The 19,718-nt window shown below is 72.7% G+C and carries 17 protein-coding genes; 7 read left to right on the top strand and 10 right to left on the bottom strand.

Annotated features, from left to right (window positions below):
* Positions 1 to 70 precede the first annotated feature (70 nt).
* On the bottom strand, positions 71 to 1,387 hold the full coding sequence (locus AH6_RS37190) for an FAD-binding oxidoreductase (protein ID WP_067489962.1): 1,317 nt from the start codon (positions 1,385 to 1,387) through the stop codon (positions 71 to 73).
* Between the two features lie 130 nt (positions 1,388 to 1,517).
* On the opposite strand from AH6_RS37190, the gene AH6_RS37185 reads away from it, so the two are divergent.
* On the top strand, positions 1,518 to 4,796 hold the full coding sequence (locus tag AH6_RS37185) for an ATP-binding protein (protein ID WP_067489959.1): 3,279 nt from the start codon (positions 1,518 to 1,520) through the stop codon (positions 4,794 to 4,796).
* Positions 4,793 to 5,806, top strand: a complete 1,014-nt coding sequence (locus AH6_RS37180; protein WP_067489956.1) for a DUF2332 domain-containing protein — start codon at positions 4,793 to 4,795, stop codon at positions 5,804 to 5,806. Before AH6_RS37185 ends, AH6_RS37180 begins: the two co-directional genes overlap by 4 nt.
* Positions 5,807 to 5,832: 26 nt before the next feature.
* Here AH6_RS37180 and AH6_RS37175 read toward each other — a convergent pair whose 3' ends face one another.
* The 8 genes from AH6_RS37175 to AH6_RS37140 form a co-directional block, all read right to left on the bottom strand.
* Positions 5,833 to 8,853 (bottom strand): glycine--tRNA ligase, encoded by a 3,021-nt coding sequence (locus AH6_RS37175; RefSeq protein ID WP_245679635.1) that lies wholly within the window; start codon positions 8,851 to 8,853, stop codon positions 5,833 to 5,835.
* 49 nt (positions 8,854 to 8,902) lie between these two features.
* A complete protein-coding gene (locus tag AH6_RS37170; RefSeq protein WP_067489953.1) occupies positions 8,903 to 9,670 on the bottom strand; it encodes a phytanoyl-CoA dioxygenase family protein in 768 nt (255 codons plus the stop codon).
* Between the two features lie 56 nt (positions 9,671 to 9,726).
* On the bottom strand, positions 9,727 to 10,422 hold the full coding sequence (locus AH6_RS37165; protein ID WP_067489950.1) for an SseB family protein: 696 nt from the start codon (positions 10,420 to 10,422) through the stop codon (positions 9,727 to 9,729).
* A gap of 73 nt (positions 10,423 to 10,495) precedes the next feature.
* The gene (gene bar, locus AH6_RS37160; RefSeq protein ID WP_067489947.1) at positions 10,496 to 11,602 is read right to left on the bottom strand and encodes a barbiturase; all 1,107 of its coding nucleotides are present in this window, start codon (positions 11,600 to 11,602) and stop codon (positions 10,496 to 10,498) included.
* Positions 11,603 to 11,708: 106 nt separating this feature from the next.
* Positions 11,709 to 12,821 (bottom strand): CU044_5270 family protein, encoded by a 1,113-nt coding sequence (locus tag AH6_RS37155; protein WP_157431950.1) that lies wholly within the window; start codon positions 12,819 to 12,821, stop codon positions 11,709 to 11,711.
* Positions 12,818 to 13,360: an RNA polymerase sigma factor gene (locus AH6_RS37150; protein ID WP_245679634.1), complete on the bottom strand. Its 543-nt coding sequence runs from the start codon at positions 13,358 to 13,360 to the stop codon at positions 12,818 to 12,820. Before AH6_RS37150 ends, AH6_RS37155 begins: the two co-directional genes overlap by 4 nt.
* 73 nt (positions 13,361 to 13,433) lie before the next feature.
* Positions 13,434 to 14,597, bottom strand: coding sequence for a pyridoxal phosphate-dependent aminotransferase (locus AH6_RS37145; protein WP_067489940.1), 1,164 nt, complete (start codon positions 14,595 to 14,597; stop codon positions 13,434 to 13,436).
* A gap of 56 nt (positions 14,598 to 14,653) precedes the next feature.
* Positions 14,654 to 14,830, bottom strand: coding sequence for a DUF397 domain-containing protein (locus tag AH6_RS37140; RefSeq protein ID WP_083983837.1), 177 nt, complete (start codon positions 14,828 to 14,830; stop codon positions 14,654 to 14,656).
* Positions 14,831 to 15,027: 197 nt separating this feature from the next.
* On the opposite strand from AH6_RS37140, the gene cutA reads away from it, so the two are divergent.
* Complete coding sequence (gene cutA / locus AH6_RS37135; protein ID WP_067489934.1) at positions 15,028 to 15,363, top strand: divalent-cation tolerance protein CutA; 336 nt, start codon at positions 15,028 to 15,030, stop codon at positions 15,361 to 15,363.
* Here the strand turns inward: cutA and AH6_RS44405 are convergent.
* Positions 15,326 to 16,636, bottom strand: coding sequence for an NsdA family TPR-like regulatory protein (locus tag AH6_RS44405; protein WP_157431949.1), 1,311 nt, complete (start codon positions 16,634 to 16,636; stop codon positions 15,326 to 15,328). The genes cutA and AH6_RS44405 overlap by 38 nt on opposite strands.
* A 223-nt stretch (positions 16,637 to 16,859) precedes the next feature.
* Here AH6_RS44405 and AH6_RS37120 point away from each other — a divergent pair, with 223 nt between their 5' ends.
* The 4 genes from AH6_RS37120 to AH6_RS37110 all read left to right on the top strand — a co-directional run bounded on the left by AH6_RS37120 (position 16,860) and on the right by AH6_RS37110 (position 19,466).
* Positions 16,860 to 17,255, top strand: a complete 396-nt coding sequence (locus AH6_RS37120) for an ATP-binding protein (RefSeq protein ID WP_169807965.1) — start codon at positions 16,860 to 16,862, stop codon at positions 17,253 to 17,255.
* A gap of 86 nt (positions 17,256 to 17,341) precedes the next feature.
* Complete coding sequence (locus tag AH6_RS46870) at positions 17,342 to 17,467, top strand: hypothetical protein (RefSeq protein ID WP_281180303.1); 126 nt, start codon at positions 17,342 to 17,344, stop codon at positions 17,465 to 17,467.
* A 17-nt stretch (positions 17,468 to 17,484) separates the two neighbouring features.
* Positions 17,485 to 18,699, top strand: coding sequence for a protein-L-isoaspartate O-methyltransferase family protein (locus tag AH6_RS37115; protein ID WP_083983833.1), 1,215 nt, complete (start codon positions 17,485 to 17,487; stop codon positions 18,697 to 18,699).
* A 410-nt stretch (positions 18,700 to 19,109) separates the two neighbouring features.
* Positions 19,110 to 19,466 carry an ATP-binding protein gene (locus tag AH6_RS37110; RefSeq protein WP_067489923.1) on the top strand — a complete coding sequence of 119 codons (357 nt, stop codon included), beginning with the start codon at positions 19,110 to 19,112 and terminating at the stop codon, positions 19,464 to 19,466.
* Positions 19,467 to 19,718: the final 252 nt, after the last annotated feature.

Genomic DNA, 19,718 nt, shown 5'->3' with positions numbered 1-19,718 from the left:
AACTCCGGGCACCCGCCCGTGTCCCGAGTCCAGCCTCTGAGACCGGCCGGACCCGGGACGGGCCGGGAGATCATCCCGGGATGGGGTAGTTGGCGCGGAAGACGCCGTGGGGGTCGTGGGAGCGCTTGACGTCGCGCAGGCGCTCCAGCGTGCCGGCGGTGAAGGCTGCGGCGGCCGTCTCTCCCGGGGCCAGGAAGGTGTAGGGCTTGCGGCCGCTGGTCTGGGACAGGAGGGCGGTGGCGATCTCGTCCTGCCGCTCGCGCACGGCGGTCTCGGCGTCGCGGTCGGGGGCCGCGCCGAGCATGTAGAGGGCGTGCGGTTCGGTGAGGGGGCCGGTCGCGCCGCCGTTGTCGGCGGGGCGGGACAGCGCGCCGCCCAAGTGGCGGAGCTGGACGGTGAGCAGCGGGTCGATGGGGCGCTCCAGGAGGGTGGCGGCGGTCCGGTCGTCCACGCCGGTCAGGAGTTCGGCGCGGGAGCGGCCGGGGGCGGGGTCGGTGGGCTCGGCGGTGATGGTGCCGAGGTCGGCGATCGGGAGGACGGCGCGCGTGTCGGAGTTCGGGGCGGCGGCCTTCTCGAAGGGGCGCAGCAGGTCCTCGGCGGTGGCGGCGTCGCCCAGGAAGGTGCTGTCCACCACCACCGTCGGGGGCGCGCCGGGGATCTGGAGCAGTTCGTACCAGACGGTCAGCTCGTCGGGCGCGGTCGCGGTGACCTCGCGGTAGGCGTCCAGGAGGGCGGGGGCGTGGTCGGCGCTCCACACCATGCGGCCGCCGTACAGGACGGGCGCGGGGTGCAGGTCGAACTCGATCGCGGTGACCAGGGCGTAGTCGCCGCCGCCTCCGCGCAGCGCCCAGAACAGGTCGGGGTCGGAGTCGGCGGTCACGCGGGCTGGGGTGCCGTCGGCGTCCACGACGTCGAAGGCGCGGACGTGGTCGGCGGCCCAGCCGTGTTTGCGGCCGAACCAGCTCAGGCCGCCGCCGAGGGTGTAGCCGGTGACCGACACGACCGGGGAGCTGCCCGCCAGGCCGAGCAGCCCGTGCGGGCTCGTCTCCTTCAGGACCTGGCCCCACTTCACGCCTGCTCCGGCGCGGGCGGTGCGGGCCTGCGGGTCGATGGTCAGCTCGTCCAGCCGTCCGGTGCGCAGCAGGATGAGGCCGTCGGTCGTGCCGCTCGCGCCGTGGCCGCTGGGCTGGGCGGTGACGGTCAGGCCCGCCAGGCGGGCGTGCCGGACGAGGGCGGCGACGTCGGCGGCGTGCGCGGCCTCCACGACGGCGCGGACCGGCTGGTCCACCGTCAGGTTCCAGGGCCGCCGGGCCCGGTCGAAGCCGTGGTCGCCGGGGGCCAGCACGGTCCCGTCGATGATCTTGCGCAGTTCGTTCGCGATGTCCATGGTCCGTTCCTTCCGTTCGGTGTGATCACTTTCGCGGACGGCGGTTGGAATCGGGCTGGAATCGGGTTGGGATCGGGCTGGGGTCGGGTCCTACGCTGTGACCTGGGTTTTCCGGAGCGAAGGGTGACAGATGGCGGCAGAGCTGACGTTCCGGCTGTTCGGGCCGCTGGAGGTGGCCGACGCGTCGGGGCGGGTGCTCGACCTCGGGGTCCGCAAGCAGCGCGCGCTGACCGCGATGCTGGCGGCCGAGCCGGGCCGGGTGGTGTCGCTGGACCGGCTGGTGGAGGAGCTCTGGTCGGGCGAGCCGCCCGCCGGGGCCACCCGCACCCTCCAGGCGTACGTCGCGCACCTGCGCAGGGTGCTGGAGCCGGACCGGGCCCCGCGCACGCCGCCGCGCGTGCTGCTGACCCGCGAGCCCGGCTACCTGCTGGCGGTCGCGCCGGGGCGGGTGGACCTGGAGCGGTTCGCGGCCGGGGCCGCCGAGGGGCGGCAGGCGCTGGCGCGGGGCGCGCACCGCGAGGCGGTCGGCGCGCTGGACCGGACGCTGGCGCTGTGGCGCGGCGAGCCGCTGGGCGAGTTCGCCGACCAGGAGTTCGCGCGGCCGCTGGTGGCGCGGCTGGCGGAGCTGCGGGCGGTGGCGCTGGAGGACCTGTTCGAGGCGCGGCTGGCGGTGGACGAGGCGGCCGTGACGGTGCCGGGCCTGGAGTCGCTGGTCGCCGAGCACCCGTACCGGGAGCGGGCGTGGCGGCTGCTGGTGCTGGCGCTGTACCGGGCCGGGCGGCAGGCCGACGCGGTGGGCGCGCTGCGCCGGGTTCGCGAGCGGCTGTCGGGCGAGCTGGGGTTGGAGCCGGGCCCGGAGCTGCGCGAGCTGGAGAGCGCGGTGTTCGCGCAGGACCCGGGGCTGGGCGTGCCGCCGCCGGTGGCCGTCGCGCCGCCGGAGCCCGTCCGGCCGGTGCCCGGAGAGCGGCTGGTCGGCCGGGACGCCGAACTGGAGGTGGTGGAACGGCGGCTGGCCGGGGCCCGGCGGGGCGAGGGCGGGGTGTTGCTGATCTCGGGCGAGGCCGGGGTCGGCAAGTCGCGGCTGACGCGGTCGGCCGCCGGGCTGGCCGCCGCGCGCGGGTTCCGGCTGGCGTGGGGGCGCTGCCCGGACGGCACCTGCCCCGCGTTCTGGCCGTGGACGCAGATCCTGCGGGAGGTCACCGGCGACGCGGTCCCGCTGTCCGGCGGCGCCCGCGACGGGAGCCCGCCCGATCCGGGTCTTCCGGACGCGGGTGCGGCGTTGTTCGAGCTGTACGAGCGCGTGACGGCCGCGCTCACGGCGGGCGGCCCGCTGATGATCGTGCTGGACGACCTGCACTGGGCCGACGTGTCGTCGTTGCGCCTGCTGTCCCACCTGGCCGACGCGGTCACCGGCCGCCCGGTGCTGGTGGCCGCGACGCTGCGCCCCGAGCCGGGCGCGCGTCCGGCGGCGCTGCGCGAGACGCTGGGCGCGCTGGCCCGGCAGCCGCACGCCGAGCGGATCGAGCTGGCCCCGTTCACCGCCGCGCAGGTCGCCGACTACCTGCGCACGCGCGGCGCGGACGCCGGGCCCGAGCGGGTCGCGGCGCTGCTGGAGCGCACCGGCGGCAACCCGTTCTACCTGGGCGAGGTGTTGCGGCTGGGCGACCTGCCCGACGCGGGCGGGCGGCGGGTGCCCGGCGGCGCGCGCGACGTGATCGAGCAGCGCGTCGCCCGGCTGCCGGAGGAGACCGGCGCGCTGCTGCGGGCCGCCGCCGTCGCGGGCCGCGAGATCGACGCGGAGGTCGTCGCGGCGGTGGCGGACCTGCCCGTGGCGGACGTCCTGTCGGCGCTCGACCCGGCCGTGGCGACCGGCCTGCTGGTCGAGCCCCCGGACGGCCCGGACTACGTGTTCGCGCACGCCCTCGTCCAGGACGCGCTGTACGCGGGCCTGGGCCGGGCGAGGCGCGCCCGCCTGCACCTGCGCGTCGGCCACGCCCTGGAGCCCCGCCCCGACGTCCCGCCCGCCGTGCTGGCGCACCACTTCGCGCTGGCCGCGAAGGTCGGCGGCGCGGCCAGGGCCGCCGCGCACGCCGCCCGCGCCGCGCGCGACGCCGCCGACCGCCTCGCCTGCGCCGAGGCCGTGGCGCTGCTGGAACTCGCGCTGGCCCACACCCCGCCCGGCGACGACGCCGCCCGCTGCCACCTGCTGACCGAGCTGGGGCAGGCGCGGCGCGTCGTCGGCGAGCCCGAGGCCGCCTACCGCGCGCTGGAGGAGGCGATCGAGCTGGCCGAGCGCACCGGCGACCGGCCCGCGCTGATCGCCGCCGTCGCGGTGTTCGGCGGCCCGGCCCTGTGGAACTGGTGGCCCTACGGCACGGTGGACGGCCGCCTGGTGGCGGTGGTGGAGAAGCTGCTGGCCGAGCCGCTGCCCGACGCCGACCGGGCGCTGCTGCTCGGCGTCAAGGGCGTCGCGCTGGTCTACGGGCCGCGCCGCCGCGAGGGCGAGGACGCGGCCGCCGAGGCGGTGGAGCTGGCCCGCCGGACCGGCGACCCGGCGCTGCGCGCCCGCGTGCTGGCCAACTACCTGCTCGCGGCGTTCGCGCCGGGCCGCAACGCCGCGCGGCTGCGGGCGGCCGAGGAGATGCTGGAGCTGCCCGGGTTGCAGCGCGGCGCGGAGATGGTGGCGCGGGTGTCGCTGATGGCGTGCCTGCTGCGCGCGGGCGACCTGGCGCGCTGGGACCGCGAGCTGGCGCGCTGCGAACGGCTGCTGGAGGTGGGGCGGCCCGAGCTGGAGGGCATGGTCCGCATCGCCCAGACGGCCCGCGCCACGCTCGACGGCCGCTGGGCCGAGGCCGAGGACCTGCTCGGCCGCCACACCGTGATGCGGTTCGGGTCGGCGCTGTGGGGCCGGGAGTTCCGGACGCTGGTCACCCTGTTCGCGATCCGGCGCGGGCAGGGCCGGGGGGCCGAGCTGCTGGACGACCTGGTCGCCACCGCCGAGGATCCCGCGCAGTCGCCGCTGCGGCCGGTGGCGGTGCTGGCGGCCGTGGAGGCGGGACGGCCCGGCCTCGCGCGCGAGCTGATCGGCCGCTGGGGGCACGAGGTCGCCGACGACTGGGTGGGCGACTTCCTGGTCCCGGTCTGGGGCCTGGTCGCCGCGCGCCTCGGCACGCCCGACCCCGCCGCCCTCTACGAGCGGCTCGCGCCCCACGCCGACCTGCTGGTGGTGGGGGGCATGGGCAGCGCCTGCCTGGGCTCGGCCCACCAGGTGCTGGCCGAGCTGGCGCACCGCCTGGGCGACTCCGTCCGGGCGCACGCGCACGCCCGCGCGGCGCTCGACGTCCACCGACGGCTGGGCCTGGCGTACTGGGTCGAGCGGAGCGAACTGCTGATCAAGGAGCTGGCATGACCGATCCCTTCGACGTCCTGCGCTTCCAGGCCCGTTACTGCGCCGACACCGGCGCGCCCATGTACGCCGAGCTGCTCGCGCGCGCCGCCGACGACTACCGGGCGGGCGGGCCGGTCGCGCGGCTGCTGCGCGGACGCGACGAGAGGGCGCTCGCGCTCCGGCTGCTGGGGACGGTGCACCGCCTCGTCCTGGAAGGCCGCGTCCCCGAGCTGGCCGCGCACTACCCGACCGTCGGAGGCACCGCCGATCCCCTGGCCGCCTGGCCCGCGTTCCGCGCGGTACTGGTCGAGCACGAGGACGAGATCCGCGCCGGGCTGGCCGACCCGCCGCAGACCAACGAGGTCGGCCGCGCCGCCGCGCTCGCCGGTGGCCTGCTCACCGTCGCCGCCGAGACCGGCCTGCCGGTGCGGCTGCTGGAGCTGGGCGCGAGCGCGGGCCTCAACCTGCGGGCCGACCACTTCCGCTACAACGACGCCTACGGGCCCACCGACTCGCCGGTGACGCTGCCCGAGGCGTGGCGCGGCGGAACGCCTCCGGTGGACGCCGGTCTGCGGATCGTGGAACGGCTCGGCTGCGACCTCACGCCGCTGGACCCCGCCGACCCGGCCGCGCGCCTGCGCCTGCTGTCGTACGTATGGCCTGACCAGCCCGAACGCGCCCGGCGGCTGCGCGCCGCGCTGGAGCTGGCCGCGCGGGTCCCGGCCACGGTCGTCCGCCAGGGCGCGGGCGATTTCGTGGCCGGGCTGGAGCCGCGCGAGGGCGTCGTCACGGTCGTGTGGCACTCGGTGATGTGGATGTACCTGCCCGCCGAGGAGCAGGCGCGGGTCACCGCGAGCCTGGAGGCCGCCGGGGCCGCCGCCACCGCGACGGCCCCGCTCGCGCACCTGGCGTTCGAGGTGTGGGGGACGGACCTGCTGTACCCGCTCACCCTGCGCCTGTGGCCCGGCGACGGCCGGACGCGGGTGCTGGGCGAGGGGGCGGCGCACGGCGTCCCGATGACCTGGTTCTGAGCGACCTGCTTCTGAGTGACCCGGTTCTAAGGGGTCTCCCGCCAGTCCAGCACGCCGCCGACCAGCTCCCGGATGGACGCGAGCAGGCCCAGCCGGTTGGCGCGCAGGGCCGGGTCCTCGGCCATCACCATCACCTCGTCGAAGTACAGGTCGATGGGGTGGGCCAGCGGGAACGCGGCCTCGGTGAACTCCGGCAGGCCCACCCGCACCGGCAGGGCGGCGCACACGCCGGTGAACGCCTCGTGCAGCCGGTGCTCGGCCCGCTCGGTGAACAGCGCCGGGTCGTAGCCGGGCACAGCGTCGTCGGGCAGGATGCGCAACACCCGCTGCAACGCGGCGGTGAGCCGCTGGAAGCGCGCGTCCCCGACCAGTTTGCCCAGGTCGGCGGCGGCCTGCTCGGCGTAGGCGGGCGACCCGGCGTGCGGCAGGACGGCGCGCACCACCGCGACGGGGTGGCCCTCGTCCAGCAGGCTCTGTTCGAGGCGGCGGGCCACGAACCGCCCCGCCTCCGCCAGGGCCTCCGGCGGCACCGGGACGGGCTGGTGCCGCGCCGCGATCGCCAACCCCTCCCCCACCGTGATCGGCGCGAGCCGGGGGTGGGCGCGCAGGATCGCGGTCAGGGCGAGCGCGGCGCGGCGCAGCCCGAACGGGTCCGAGCCGCCGGTCGGGGCCGACCCGACCGCGAACAGCCCGGCCAGCAGGTCCAGCCGGTCGGCGACCGCCAGCACCGCCCCCACCGCGCCGGACGGCGGCGCGTCGCCGGAGGAGCGGGGCAGCTCCATCTCGTACAGCGCCTCGGCGACGGCCGGGGCCTCGCCCGCGCGGCGCGCGTACTCGCGGGCCATGGTCCCGGCCAGCCCGGACAGCTCGATCACCATCGCCGAGGCGAGGTCGAAGCGGGCCAACTCCCCGGCGCGGCTCAGCGTCTCGCGCTCGGCGTCGGTCAGCTCCAGCCGCCCCGCCAGCTCTTCGGCGATCGCGTCCACGCGGACCGAGCGGTCGGCCATCGAGCCGAGCCGGTCGGCGAAGGTGAGCCGGTCCAGGCCGCGCTTCATCTCCTCGGGGGTGCGCCGCAGGTCCTGGGCGAAGAAGAACGACGCGTCCTCGTAGCGGGCGCGCAGCACCGCCTCGTTGCCCGCGCGGACGGCGTCGTGGTCGCAGGTCCCGTCGGCGAAGGTGACGAAGTGGGGCAACAGGGTCCCGTCGGCCGACCGCACCGGCAGGTAGCGCTGGTGCTTGCGCATGACGGTGGTGAGGATCTGCGGCGGCAGCTCCAGGTAGGCGGGGTCGAACGAGCCGAGGACGCCGACAGGCTCCTCCACCAGGTTGACGATCTCGTCGATCAGCGCGCTCTCGGCGGCGGCGTCCACCGTGCCACCCACCTGCCCGGCCAGCGCGCGGGCGTCGGTGACGATCCGGTCGCGGCGGCGCGCGGCCGACGGCTCGACGCCCGCCGCGCGCAGCGTGGCGACCAGGGCGGCGGCGTCGGGGACGGTCAGCGGGGCGCGGTCGCGGTCGTAGGTGGTGCGGCCCGCCGTCATCGTCGCGACGGTGACGGGGATCTCGTGCTCGTCCAGCAGCGCGACCAGCCAGCGGATCGGCCGCGCGAACGACAGGCCCGGCGCGTTCCACCGCATGTTCTTGTCGGCGCGCAGCCCCGTCACGATCTCCGGCACCAGCTCCGCCAGCACGCGCGCCGCCGGACGGCCGGTGACGCGGCGGGTGAACCCGGCGTACTCCCCGCTGCCCACCGTGACCGTCCCGACCTCGGCCGGGTCGATCCCCTGGGCGCGCGCGAACCCCAGTAGCGCCTTGGTGGGCGCGCCGCCGGCGTCGTAGGCGGCGGTGAGCCGGGGCCCTTTGACGACCTGCTCGGTGTCGGGCTCGCGCGGCGCGACGCCGGTGACCACCGCGATGATCCGGCGCGGCGTCCCGTAGCACTCGATCTCCGACGCGCCGGTGTAGAGCCCGGCCGCCGTCAGCCCTTCCGTCAGGCGCTGGGCGACGTGCTGGGCGGTGCGCTCGACCTCGCGCGACGGCAGCTCCTCCACCCCGATCTCCAGCGCGAACGTGCCGGGCGCGCTGATCTCGGGCAGGTCGGCGGGCTCGACGGCCGGGACGGCGCGGACGGCGGCGTCCCCCAGCGGATGCCCCAGCTCGGCGCGGCGCTCCACCCACAGCTCGGCGACCTGGTGGGCCAGGCCCCGCATCCGGGCGAACGCGCGGGCCCGCTCGGTGGTGCCGATCGCGCCGCGCGCGTCCAGCACGTTGAACGCCTGCGAGCACTTGAGCACGTAGGAGTGGGCGGGCACCGGCAGCCGCGCCGCCAGCATGCGCCGCGCCTCGCCGAGGTAGGTCTCGAACAGGCCCCGGACGGCGTCGATGTCGGCCTCGTCCAGGTAGTAGCGGCTCATCTCGTACTCGGCCTGCCCGAACGCCTCCCCGTAGGGCACGCCCGGCGCGTAGGCGATGTCCTTGAAGTGCGCGACCCGCTGGAGCGCCATCATGATGCGCTCCATCCCGTAGGTGATCTCGACCGCGACGGGATCGAGCGTCAGCCCGCCCGCCTGCTGGAAGTAGGTGAACTGGGTGATCTCCAGCCCGTCCAGCCACACCTCCCAGCCCAGCCCCCACGCGCCGAGCGCCGGGGAGGCCCAGTCGTCCTCCACGAACCGCACGTCGTGCGCGGCGAGGTCCACGCCGAGGGCCGCGAGGCTGTCCAGGTAGAGGCGCTGGGCGTCGCCGGACTCGGGCTTCAGGACCACCTGGAACTGGGTGTGGGTCTGGAGCCGGTTGGGGTTGTCGCCGTAGCGGGAGTCGTCGGGCCGCACGCTCGGCTCGACGTAGGCGACGCGCCACGGTTCGGGGCCGAGCACGCGCAGCGCGGTGGCGGGGTTGAGGGTGCCCGCCCCGACCTCGGTGTTCATCGGCTGGGTGATCAGGCAGCCGCGCGCCGCCCAGAACGCGGTGAGGCGGAGCAGGGCGTCCTGCATGGTCAACGTGGTCGGGGCTGGCACGGTCGAGGTCGGGACGGTCGAGGTCGGCACGGTCGGGCTCTTTCCTGCGAAGGGGATCTGGGGCTCAGCGTAGGCGCGGTCAGCGCCCCAGACCTCGCAGGATGGCCGTCTCGACGGGCGAGCGTTCGGCCTCGGACCGGTCGAGGCGCGGCTGCTCGGCGGGCAGCAGCGGCGGCTGGGCCATGAAGCGCGGCTCGGTGCCGCGGTGCGGCTGCGCGGCGTGCAGCAGGAACGGGTGGCACAGATAGACGTCGCCCGCGCGGCCGGTGGCGAGGGCGACGGGGCGGTGCTCGGTGGCGGCGTCGGCCCGTTCGGCGATCTCCATGGCGTCGAGGCCGTCCTCGCCGTGCGGTTCCAGCAGGCGCGCCACGTCCAGGTGGGAGCCGACGCGGACGCGGGTGGGCGCGTCGTGCTCCCCCACGTCGGAGAACAGGAAGAGCATCAGCAGCCAGCGGCCCTTGGAGGAGACGTTGGCGCGGTAGGCCATGAAGTCGGCCGGGTCGTCACCGGGGAAGCTGACGTCGATGTGCCAGCCCGCGTCGCCCGGGTCGTCTTCACTGGGGAAGCGCACCGGGAACGTGCCGAGGCCGCCCTGCGGCTGCCAGCGGCCCTTGCCCACCAGGGCGTCGAACGCCTCGTGCAGGCGCGGGGTGTTGGCGGCGGCGCGGAACGGCGGCTGGGCGTAGTGCCCGAGCCGCACGACCGGTTGCGTCCAGGTGGCGGGGTCGTCGGCGTCGCATCCGGTGTCGCACCACAGGATCGTGCGGCACGCGTCCACCAGGTCGTCCGGCACGGCGCGGTCGACGCGCACGAACCCGTTGTCGATGAAGTCGTCGGCCAGGCCCATCGCCCCAGCCTGGCGAACCCGGCCGGTTTCGGCCAGCCGTTTTCCCCGGCGCGCAGTCAGCGCCGGTGGACGTTCAGCTCCACGCCGCCGACGATCCGACCGCGCAGCACCTCGGCGAGCCGGTCCGACACCCGCTGCACCGTGACGCGCTCGTCGTGGCCGGGCACGATCGCGAACCGCACCGCCAGCTCGGCGTCCACGCCCTTGGCCGTCCGCACGCCGGTCACGCCGGGCTCGGAGCCGAACGCGGCCTCGATCGCGGCCAGCACCTCGGGGTCCTCGTGCGGCGGCGGGACGGCGCGGCCCTCGGCCAGCAGGTGCAGCCGGATGCCGTCCACCGCGAACGGCACGGGCCCGGCCACGTCCACCACCAGGGCGTGCGCGCCCTCATCCAGCGCCGCCAGGCACGCCTGCCGCGAGTGCACCGCGACGGGGCGCGCGTCGGGCCGCCACGCCCGCATCGTCTCGGTGGAGGTGAAGCCGAGCACGCCGCGGCGGCCGTCCTCGCCGACCAGCGTCGGCAGCGCCATGTCGCTGGACTTCTCTCGGCGCAGCTCGCCGGGCGCGACCTGCTCCTCCTCGGTCAGCACCGCGACCACCGGCACCAGCAGGCGGGTGTCGGCCAGCTCGCGCAGCACGGTGTGCTCGCCGACGCGGCCGGCCGCGTATCCGGCCAGCGCCTCGCGCAGCCGCGGGTCGGCCCCGCCGTCGTCGTCGGGGAACTGGGGCTGGGGAATGGTCTTTCCGGACACGCCTGGAAGGCTATAGCCTCCGGCGACCGCACCGGGTGCTTAACGGGATACTCTGCGCGACCGCCGGGGCGGCTCAGCCGAGGTCGGCGATCGCGGCGACGGTGCCGCCGCCGGAGGGGCCCTGGTGCACCGCCGCGACCGACACGAAGACGGCCGGGTCGCCGGTGACCGAGGCGGCGACGCCGCCGACGCACGCCTTGATCTGGCGGTGCCAGTGCACGTCGGAGTCGTCGAGCATGATGTTGCGGCGGCCCCGGACGGTGCCGGAGGGGTCGGCCTCGCACTTGACGAACACGTTGACCAGGCGGCCGTCGAGATCGTCGGGGTGCGGGCGGTCGGGCAGGTCGAGCCCGGTGCCGCGGATCGCGTCCCAGATGCCGTCGGCGTCCAGTGCGTCCTTCATCACACCGTGCCCGGCGCGGTAGCGGCCGCCGATGCCGCGCACGTTGCCGACGACCACGATCTGAGCGCGGTCCAGCTCCACCCCGGACGAGCAGGAGGCCACCGACGAGTAGAGCGCCAGGTCGTGGTGGATCTGCTCGGCCTCCGGCGGCCCGATCTCGCCTAGCGCGACGGCGATGCCGAGGGCGGTGGTGGAGTTGGAGATGTCCATCGACTTGAGCGTGTCGTCGGTGACGACGGTGCGGCCGCGCCGCCGGGCGTCGTTGATGGTGTCCAGGGTGAGCAGCGGGGTCTTGGTCTGGACGTAGTGGACGTCGGCGGGGTCGGCTATCCCGGCGGCCTCCATTGCCTTGCGGACTCCAGCGGCGACGGTCTCGACCATGGCGGGCCGGCCGATGTCCTCGGGCCGGACGACCTCGCTCATCGCCACGCCGACCGACAGCCGGGGCTCGTCGGTGCGCGGCGCGGACGCGGGGTCCACGGTGGCGAAGACGGTGGCGTGCGGGCTGAGCACCCCGTCGGTGCCACCCGACCAGACCAGCGGGACCTGCCGCACCTCGTCCTCGCTCCGGGTGCCCTTGGCCACCAGCACCTCGCGGAAGGCGCGGTCGGCGAGCAGCCGGGTGTAGTCGTTGACGCCGCCGTTGCCCTCGGTCTTGCCGACGACCGCCAGGACCCGGTCGGCCGCCAGCACGCCGTCGTCGATGAGCCGGGCGAGGCCGGAGGCGTCGGTCACGCTCTCGATGGGGATCTTGCGGACTTCGATCGGATCGGGCACCGGGCTGCTCCTCGGCCGTCGTCGGGTCGTCCGCCGAAGGTAGACCGGCGGGCGGCCGCCGTTCACGGGCGAAATCCGCCCAAGCCGCACCGCCGGTTCGGCAACCTCAGGGGCGCGCGCCCGGCTTCCGGGTCCAGCCGGAGTCCTCGTGGACGACCGACAGCAGCAGCGCGCCGCCCACCGCGCGCGCCTCGTAGGCCAGCAGTTCCCCGGTGTCCGGCGAGACGATCAGCCGGGATTCAGCGAGGTAGGCCCCGGACACGTGCCGGGAGCCCTTCTCCGCGGCCATGAGGATCGCGACGCCGGGGCGGCCCTGCTGGTCCTTGACGCGCCCGCCCGTCCGCAGGCCGCGCTGCTTGGCGAGCACCTGGTAGAGCGCGCCGCGCACGGCGGGCGGGACCGGCCCGGCCAGCAGGTCCTGGGCGATGACCCAGACGTACTGGGCGAAGGTGCCGTTGAGGGGGTCCTTGGGGTCCTTGACGTCGGCGGTGTACCGGCGGCGCAGCTCGGCCTCCAGCCCGGCGGCGTTCCCGGGGAGCTTGGCCAGCTCGGCGAAGGTGACCTGCTTGTTGCCGATGGTCAGGCGCATCGGCTCCCGGTAGTCGTTCACCTTGCGCTTGCGGGACCACGGCTCCAGCTCGGGCGACCCCATCCGCTGCCACGCGGCCTTGTCGGCGGGCGTGGCGAACCGGTCCTCACGGTCGATGCCGACGACCGACCGGGTGGGGTCGCCCTTGTCGCGGGCGAGCCAGTGCTCCTGGGTGTGGACGGTGTAGGCGGTGAAGGGCAGGGGCGTGCGGGAGCGGTTCTTGGTCCCCTTCTTCGCAAGGACGCCGACGCGCGCGGTGATGCGCTCGCGGTCGTACCAGTAGCGGCCGGTGGTGGCCGAGGCCTGCGCGGCCTTCTGGGCGCTGGCCAGCAGGACCGACCGGGCGTCGAGGACGTCGGACGGCCCCTGGACGGCGACCGGGCCCGTGTCGCCGCCGTCATTGAGCACCACGGCACCGCCGACGGCGACGGCCCCCGCCGCGAGCCCGGCCACCAGCAGCATGGGCCGCCGGGACCGGGCCGCCTTGCCGGGCGCGGCGGACATCGCACGCGAGAGATCGGCGTCACGCCGCCGCGCGAACGCGTCGTCGGCCATCTCGTCGACCGCGACCGGGCGCAGGTCGGCGAAGGCGCTTTCGGACGAGTTCTTCATCATCGCTCCAGAAGTCATCGGGCCGCCTCCCGGACGACCGCAGGGGTGGCGGGACGCGGGGCGGGGCCCGCCTCCAGAGCACGGGCGAGCCGCTTGCGGGCGCGGTGCAGGCGGACGAAGAAGGCCGCCGCCGAGCAGCCGACGACCTTGGCGGCCTGGCGCGGCTCCAGCCCGTGCCAGGTGACGAGCGCGAGGGTCTCCAGGTCGCGTTCGGGGAGGGCGGCGATGGCGGCCAGTGCCGCGTCGCGCTCCACGACGTGGTCGGCGACGTCCCAGGCGGCCAGATCGGCGGGCCCGCTCAGGACCTTGATGCGCTCGGCCAGATCCCGGCCGCGCCGCCCACCGGCGCGCTGCTTGTGGAGCAGGTTGCGGGCGACGCCGAGGAGCCAGGGCAGGGCAGGGTCGCCGACGTCGCCGAACCGCCGCCAGGCGATGAGGAAGGTCTCGCTGACGATGTCCTCGGCGGTGTGGGGCTCGGCGTGGGTGAGGGCGTAGGCCATCACCCGCCGGTAGTGGGTGTCGTACAGCTGGGTGAAGCGTGTTTCGGGGTCATCCACGAAGGCCCCTTCGGGGTCGGGGGGAGGTTTCGTGAAGTAGTCCCGGAAGGGGCCCGCCGTTTACACCCGGGTTTCAGGAGAGACGGGCGAGCCGCTGGACGGCTTCGTCGATGACGTGGTCCTGCTTGCAGAAGGCGAACCGGACGAAGGGGGCTCCGGCCTGGGGGTGCTGGTAGAAGACCTGGGTGGGGATGGCGACGACTCCGGCCTTGTCGGGGAGGGCGCGGGCCAGCTCCATGCCGTCGGCGAATCCCAGGGGGCGGATGTCGGCCTGCACGAAGTAGGTGCCCTGGGGGCGGAAGGTGGTGAACCCGGCGGCTTCCAGCCCGGTGATGAGCCGGTCGCGCTTGCCTTGCAGGGACTTGCGGAGTTCCTCGACCCACCCGAGCTCGTTCCGGAGGGCGTAAGCGGTGGCCTGCTGCCAGGGCCCGCCGACGGCGTAGGTGACGAACTGCTTGACGGTCTGGACGGCACGGACGAAGGGGGCGGGCCCGGTGACCCAGCCGGTCTTCCAGCCGGTCACGGAGAAGGTCTTGCCGACCGAGGAGACGGTGACGGTGCGCTCCCGCATCCCGTCCAACGTCGCCAGCGGGACATGCTCGGCGTCGTCGAAGGTGAGGTACTCGTACACCTCGTCGGTCAGGGCGATGAGGTCATGCTCCCGGCAGACATCCGCGATGACCTCCAGCTCAGCCCGGGTGAAAACAGTGCCAGCCGGATTATGCGGCGAGTTCACCAGGATCATCCGAGTGCTCGGCCCTACGGCGGCCCGCAGCTCGTCGGGGTCGAAGGTGAAGCGCCCACCTTCTGGCCGCAGCAGTACAGGGACGAGGGTCGCCCCGGCCAACGCAACCGTCGCGGCGTAAGAGTCGTAGGTGGGCTCGAAGGCGATGACTTCGTCCCCAGGGCCAGCGAACGCGAGCACCGACGCCGCGATGCCCTCGGTGGCGCCGACGGTGATGTAGACCTCGGTGGCGGGGTCATAGACCAGCCCGTAACGGTCGCGCTTCTGCTCGGCGACGGCCTCGCGCAGCGCGGGGAGACCGGGCCCAGGCGGATACTGGTTGCCACCACTGCGGATGGCTTCGACGGCGACGTCGAGCATGGCGGCCGGCCCGTCCTCGTCGGGGAACCCCTGCCCGAGGTTGATGGCACCGGTCTGCGTGGCCAGCGCCGACATCTCGGCGAAGATGGTGGTACCGAATCCGCGCATCCGCGCGACCAGAGGGTCGTCCATCCCAGCACCCTAGCCGGACGGGGAGAAGGACTGAGGGCACGGCGGAGCCCCGGAACTCAGGACTCCTTCAAGCGCTTGACCAGGACTGCCAGGACGCCACGCTCGAACACCAGATGACCGCTCTCAGGAGCCTTCGAGTCTCTGATCCCGACAACCGGCCCGCGACCGGCGAGCTCGACGCAGTGATCACCCTGGGAACTGCTGTAGCTGGACTTCCGCCACTTCGACGTCATCTCTTCCACCTCTCTTCCAGCTCTCGGATCTGAGGTGCACCCCACCATCTGCGCGCCGCCGGACTGCCGGTATCGGCCGACAAGGACGCCTACAAACCCAGGGGTGCAGAAGGGCAGCCAGGACGGAGCAACTAGCTAGAGCTTCTCCGGGTTCCGCGGGGCCTGCCACAGCCTTCCGGCGCGGCTAGGGTCGAAGCATGACCCAGACGCTCGAAGTTCACGTGACCGCAGGCAGCCGTGAAGAGGCCGAGAAGGTCGTGGAGACCGCCGTCAAGGGCCGTTTCGCGGCCTGCGCCCAGATCAGCGGTCCGATCACGTCCTCGTACTGGTGGAAGGGGGAGTTGGCGCACGACGAAGAGTTCCTGGTCGTCATGAAGACGACCGAAGACCGCCTCGACGCCCTCACCACGGCCGTCAAGGAGGCTCATTCCTATGAGACCCCCGAAATCGTGGCTGTGCCGATCGTCGGGGGCCTCGGCGACTACATCCGATGGATCAAAGAAGAGACGACGGAGCCGTCGTCGGCCTCGTAACGGTGTACTCCTGACTGAACCCGCGGGTTGCCGGGGACTTCGAGCTGGCGAACTCCTCGACAACCTGGTCAAGACGGTCCCACCCGAGTGGGGCCGCCATGGCTACAGTCGCGTCGAGCGCCTGGCGGGCGAACCTGACTGCCTCGGTCTCGTCTCCGAGGCGGAAGATCGCCAGCGCCATGTCCGCCTGCACGACGCAGAGTTTCTTGGTCTCCGTACCCGGACCGAGGAAGGCCGAGACTCGCTCACTTGCCCCTACTGCCCGGTTCTCCTCCCTGATTCGTGAATAGACGGACAGTGTCATGGAGGCGAAGCGGGCCGGGTCCAGGAAGCACGTCCACGGCCGCCGCCTGATGTCGGCTTCCTCGTAGACCTGCTCGGCCTCTCGGATGGCCTTGAGCGCGGTCTTCTTGTCGCCTGCGAGGGCGCTTTCCTCGCCGAGGCGTGCCAGGAGCCACGCTCGGGTGGCGAGGTCGCTTTCTCCTAGGCGTTCCAGCGCGTTCTGGGCCAGCGTCATCCCCACGATCGGGTTGTTGCCGGTCATGTAGGTCTGGTAGCCGGTCATGCAAGCGGCCGTCGCCGGGTCGTCTCCGGCTCTGGACGCGTAGCCGACAAGGCGAGCTGATTCCGCTGCTCTGCGAGCATCGCCCAACTCCCAGGCGAACCAGGAGTCGAGCACTGCGGATTCCCCTGCGGCCACTGCGAGCCGTTGGCGGAGGGTGTCAGAGCGGATTGCTTCCAGAAGAGCACTGATCTCTCCTAGATGAGTCTGCAGGGCCGCGTAAAGCTGGACGGCCGGCATGTGTTCTTCGAGGCGATGGAACCCCTTCGTTCGTGCTTCCAGGTGCCTGACCATCTCTTCGTCCGGCCGGTTGTGCCCATTGAGCACCCTCATAAGACGTTCAGCGGGATCGAGAGCAGGAATCCCAGTTACCGCAGCCGCGGCGAGGCCAAGAAGTGTTCTTCGGTCCACGCGCTGATCAAGCCTCCCAACTGTCCACGCAAGTGCGAGGGGATCGACAGCAAGCTGAGCCTCCGCCGGTTCCAGGGGTCCCGGCTCGGTCAGCTCGTGACGGCGCTTCTCCCAGACCCGGCGGTACAGCTCCGCGTACCTGGCTCCGACAGGTTCTCCTCCCTCGTGCGCCCGGATGCGACGGGCCATGTTGACAAGAGACGGCAGGTGCTTGCGGGTTCGCGGGTCGGCGACGTCGCACATCTCCTTCGCAAGCTCCTCCTGCGTCAGCAGAAGGCGGTTGCGAAGGATGCCGATCATCTCCGACGACGCCGGGAGGCTTCCATCTTGACCCATACCTGAGTGGTCCGCCCTCCGTGACCTGCGCGGCATCCGGTTACATCCGGTTGCATCCGACTACATCCGGCCATTCTGCTGCTGACAAGGCCCTCTGTGCAGGTGTTCTCTGTAGGCCCGACCCCGAAACCGACACCAAGGTCCACCAAGGTCCACACCGCGCCAGAGGACACAGACGATGACAGCGATGACGACGGAGACCCGGCATCTCCTGATGAGGAGTGAATTCCCGGCGGTGCCCACCGCCGTCGGCGTTGTGCGCAGGATCGCCGAACGCAAGCTGGAGATCTGGCGAGTCCACCCGCGCGTCGTGGAGAACATCGGCTTGGTGGTCTCCGAGCTGGTGACCAACGTCGTCAACGAGAACACCCCCTCCTTCAAGCTGACTCTCGCCGAGGACGTTCCAGGCTCCATCACGGTGGAGGTCTGGGACTCGTCCCCTGCTGAGCCGCGCCGTAAGGAGCCGAGCCTCCACGATGAAGGAGGGAGGGGGCTCGTCATCGTGGAGGCTCTGGCCTGTCACTACGGCGTTCGCCCGGACCCGAAGGGCAAGACGGTTTTCGCCGTGGTCGAAACCCGATGACCCCGTCCGGCCGGTGGTCAAGAACCCGGCGACCCCGCAGTCGGCCGGACGGTTCCATCAGTAGGTCCCATCTACAGGAGGTCGTGATGGCCAAGCACGGTGGCAAGGGAGACAGCGACGGCAAGGGCAGCGACGGCGACAGCCCGCAGGGCGGCGGCCACGGTGGCAAGGGCGACGACACCAAGGGCAACAGCGGCGACGGCAAGCGGTAGCAGAAGGAGTTCGTGAAGTGAATGAGGTCCCTGGCCTGATCTCGGGCAAGGACGTACACGACCTGATCCACCTCCTGGCAGGCCAGGGCGACCTCACCCGGTCTGAGTGGAGGCAGGCGTTCATCGACGTCCCGCGCGAGTTGTTCGTGCCGGATCGTGCATGGGCCATCCCGGATCACGACGCCCCGGCCTTCTCCATCGACAAGCGCGCCCGGCCGGAGCAGTGGCGTTGGGCGGTCTACTCGGACGCCTCGATCGTCACCCAGGTCGATGATGGCCAGGGGGACCCTGCCAGTGGGCAAGGTTGGTTCACCTCCTCGGTATCGGCTCCCGGCGTCGTCGCCCAGTTCGGTGAACTGCTGGAACCGATGCCCGGTGATCGCGTTCTGGAGGTCGGGACCGGATCGGGATGGACGGCTTGCCTGCTGGGGCGCATCGTCGGCCCGCATGGCCGTGTCGTTTCCATCGAGGTGGACGAGGACTTGGCCCTAGCCGCGGAAGCACGGCTCGCTGCCCTTGGCGCTATCAACGTCGATGTGCTGAGCGCAGATGCACTCGACTTCAACTCGCTTGAAGAGTTCGATCGGCTCCATGTGACGGCCGGTGTCGCCGACGTCCCGTGGAACCTCTTGGCCGCGCTGCGGCTGGGAGGCAGGGCGGTCATGCCCTGGTGCCCTGCGTGGGGGCAGGGACACAAGATCGCTCTCACCCGGCTCGGCAATGAAGCGGTGGGACGACTCACCACTTCGGCCGGCTACATGATGCTTCGTTCCCAGCGTCCAGAATCAGGGACGTTGGAGTCCTTCCTCCACCACCAGGAGGACGCCGAGCAGTACTCCACCACGATCAACCCGAAGATGGTCGGTCGGCCTGGCGACGCGCCGGGCTGGGAGACCTATGGCGGCGGTGTCATGATCACTGCCCTGGCGCCGGGGATTCGGTACGACCTGTGCGAGGCGGAAGACGGTTCCGGTGAGGCCACGCTGTGGCTGCGGGAGACCTACCCCGGCTCTCGGGAGTACGGCTCGTGGGCAACCGTCGAGTTCGTCCCCGACGCCAACGAATACGAGGTCACAAGCTACGGCGACCGAGACCTTTGGCAGGAGGTATCGGAAGCCTGGCTCCGTTGGTGCACGATCGGGCAACCCGAGCGCAGCCGCTTCGGCCTGACGGTCTCGGCGGAAGGCCAGACGGTCTGGCTCGACAAGCCCTCACAGATCGTCGGGGAGTAGTCCCTAGAACTCCCTCCGGGCGGCAAGTAGACCAAGCCACTGAAGTTCCCGTGTGGTCCGACAAGGGACTCCTGAAGTCCCGCCACCTAGGGGCATTCGCCCCGTCGCACCTTGGTCGAAGTGCACCACCGCCCGGAGGGCTTCCTCTCATCGCGAACGACGTGCGCCTAATAGCGAAGCTTTTTAGCAGTTGAGGGTGGACCAGATGAAGGTGGTGTGAGGTCTTCCAACAACAGCGAAGTTCCTAGCAGGAACAGGGGGCTGCGGCATCTCGACTCCTGATAACCGAGGACGACCGGCGACATACACAAAGTCGCGGCAACGGCTCTGACCAGCATGCTTTGCGCCGCTCAGCATCCCCTCCACAAGAGAGGCTCTGCCATAGAAACCGACTACCCGAGGGGATCGACATGTTCTCGCTGGTGATCGAAACCGACGCCGCCCGCCTTCACTCCGCTCGCGCCTGGGTCGCGGACGTCTTCACCGAGTGGGACATCGACTCCTACGTGGCCCGCCTCGCCCTCTCGGAACTCCTGAGCAACGTCGCCAAGCACACGACGTGCGACAAAGCCGTGGTGCGGCTCTACAAGACCGAGGCCGGCCCCGTCCTGGAAGTGGCCGACAACTCCCCCGTGCTGCCGCAGTTCAAAGAGTTCGACCTGACGGCCGAGTCCGGCAGGGGCCTGGCGATCCTGCAAACCTTGACCAGACAAGTCGGCTGGAAAGCCGCCGACGGCGGCGGGAAGTGCGTCTACGTGCTCCTGTAACCCAGCAGCGCTCGACCTCAGCCACCGGGGACGGGGGCATCAACCGCGCGGGCTGGAGTTGCTGGCCGGGTGCGGAAAACCCGCACGGGTCGGGGTTGTTGGTCGGGTGCGGGGCGCGGGGCTGGGGTAGGTGGTCGAGTGAAGAAAACCCGCACGGGCTGGGGTTGGTGGGCACCTGGATCAACCCCGCGCGGGCTGGGGTTGCTGGTCGGGTGTAGGGCGCGGGGCTGGGGTTGGGTGGGTCCCTGCAGA

Origin of the sequence: Actinomadura hibisca NBRC 15177 (genome assembly GCF_001552635.1) — a bacterium.
Lineage (GTDB): Bacteria > Actinomycetota > Actinomycetes > Streptosporangiales > Streptosporangiaceae > Spirillospora > Spirillospora hibisca.
This window is presented reverse-complemented; position numbering and strand designations above follow the sequence as displayed.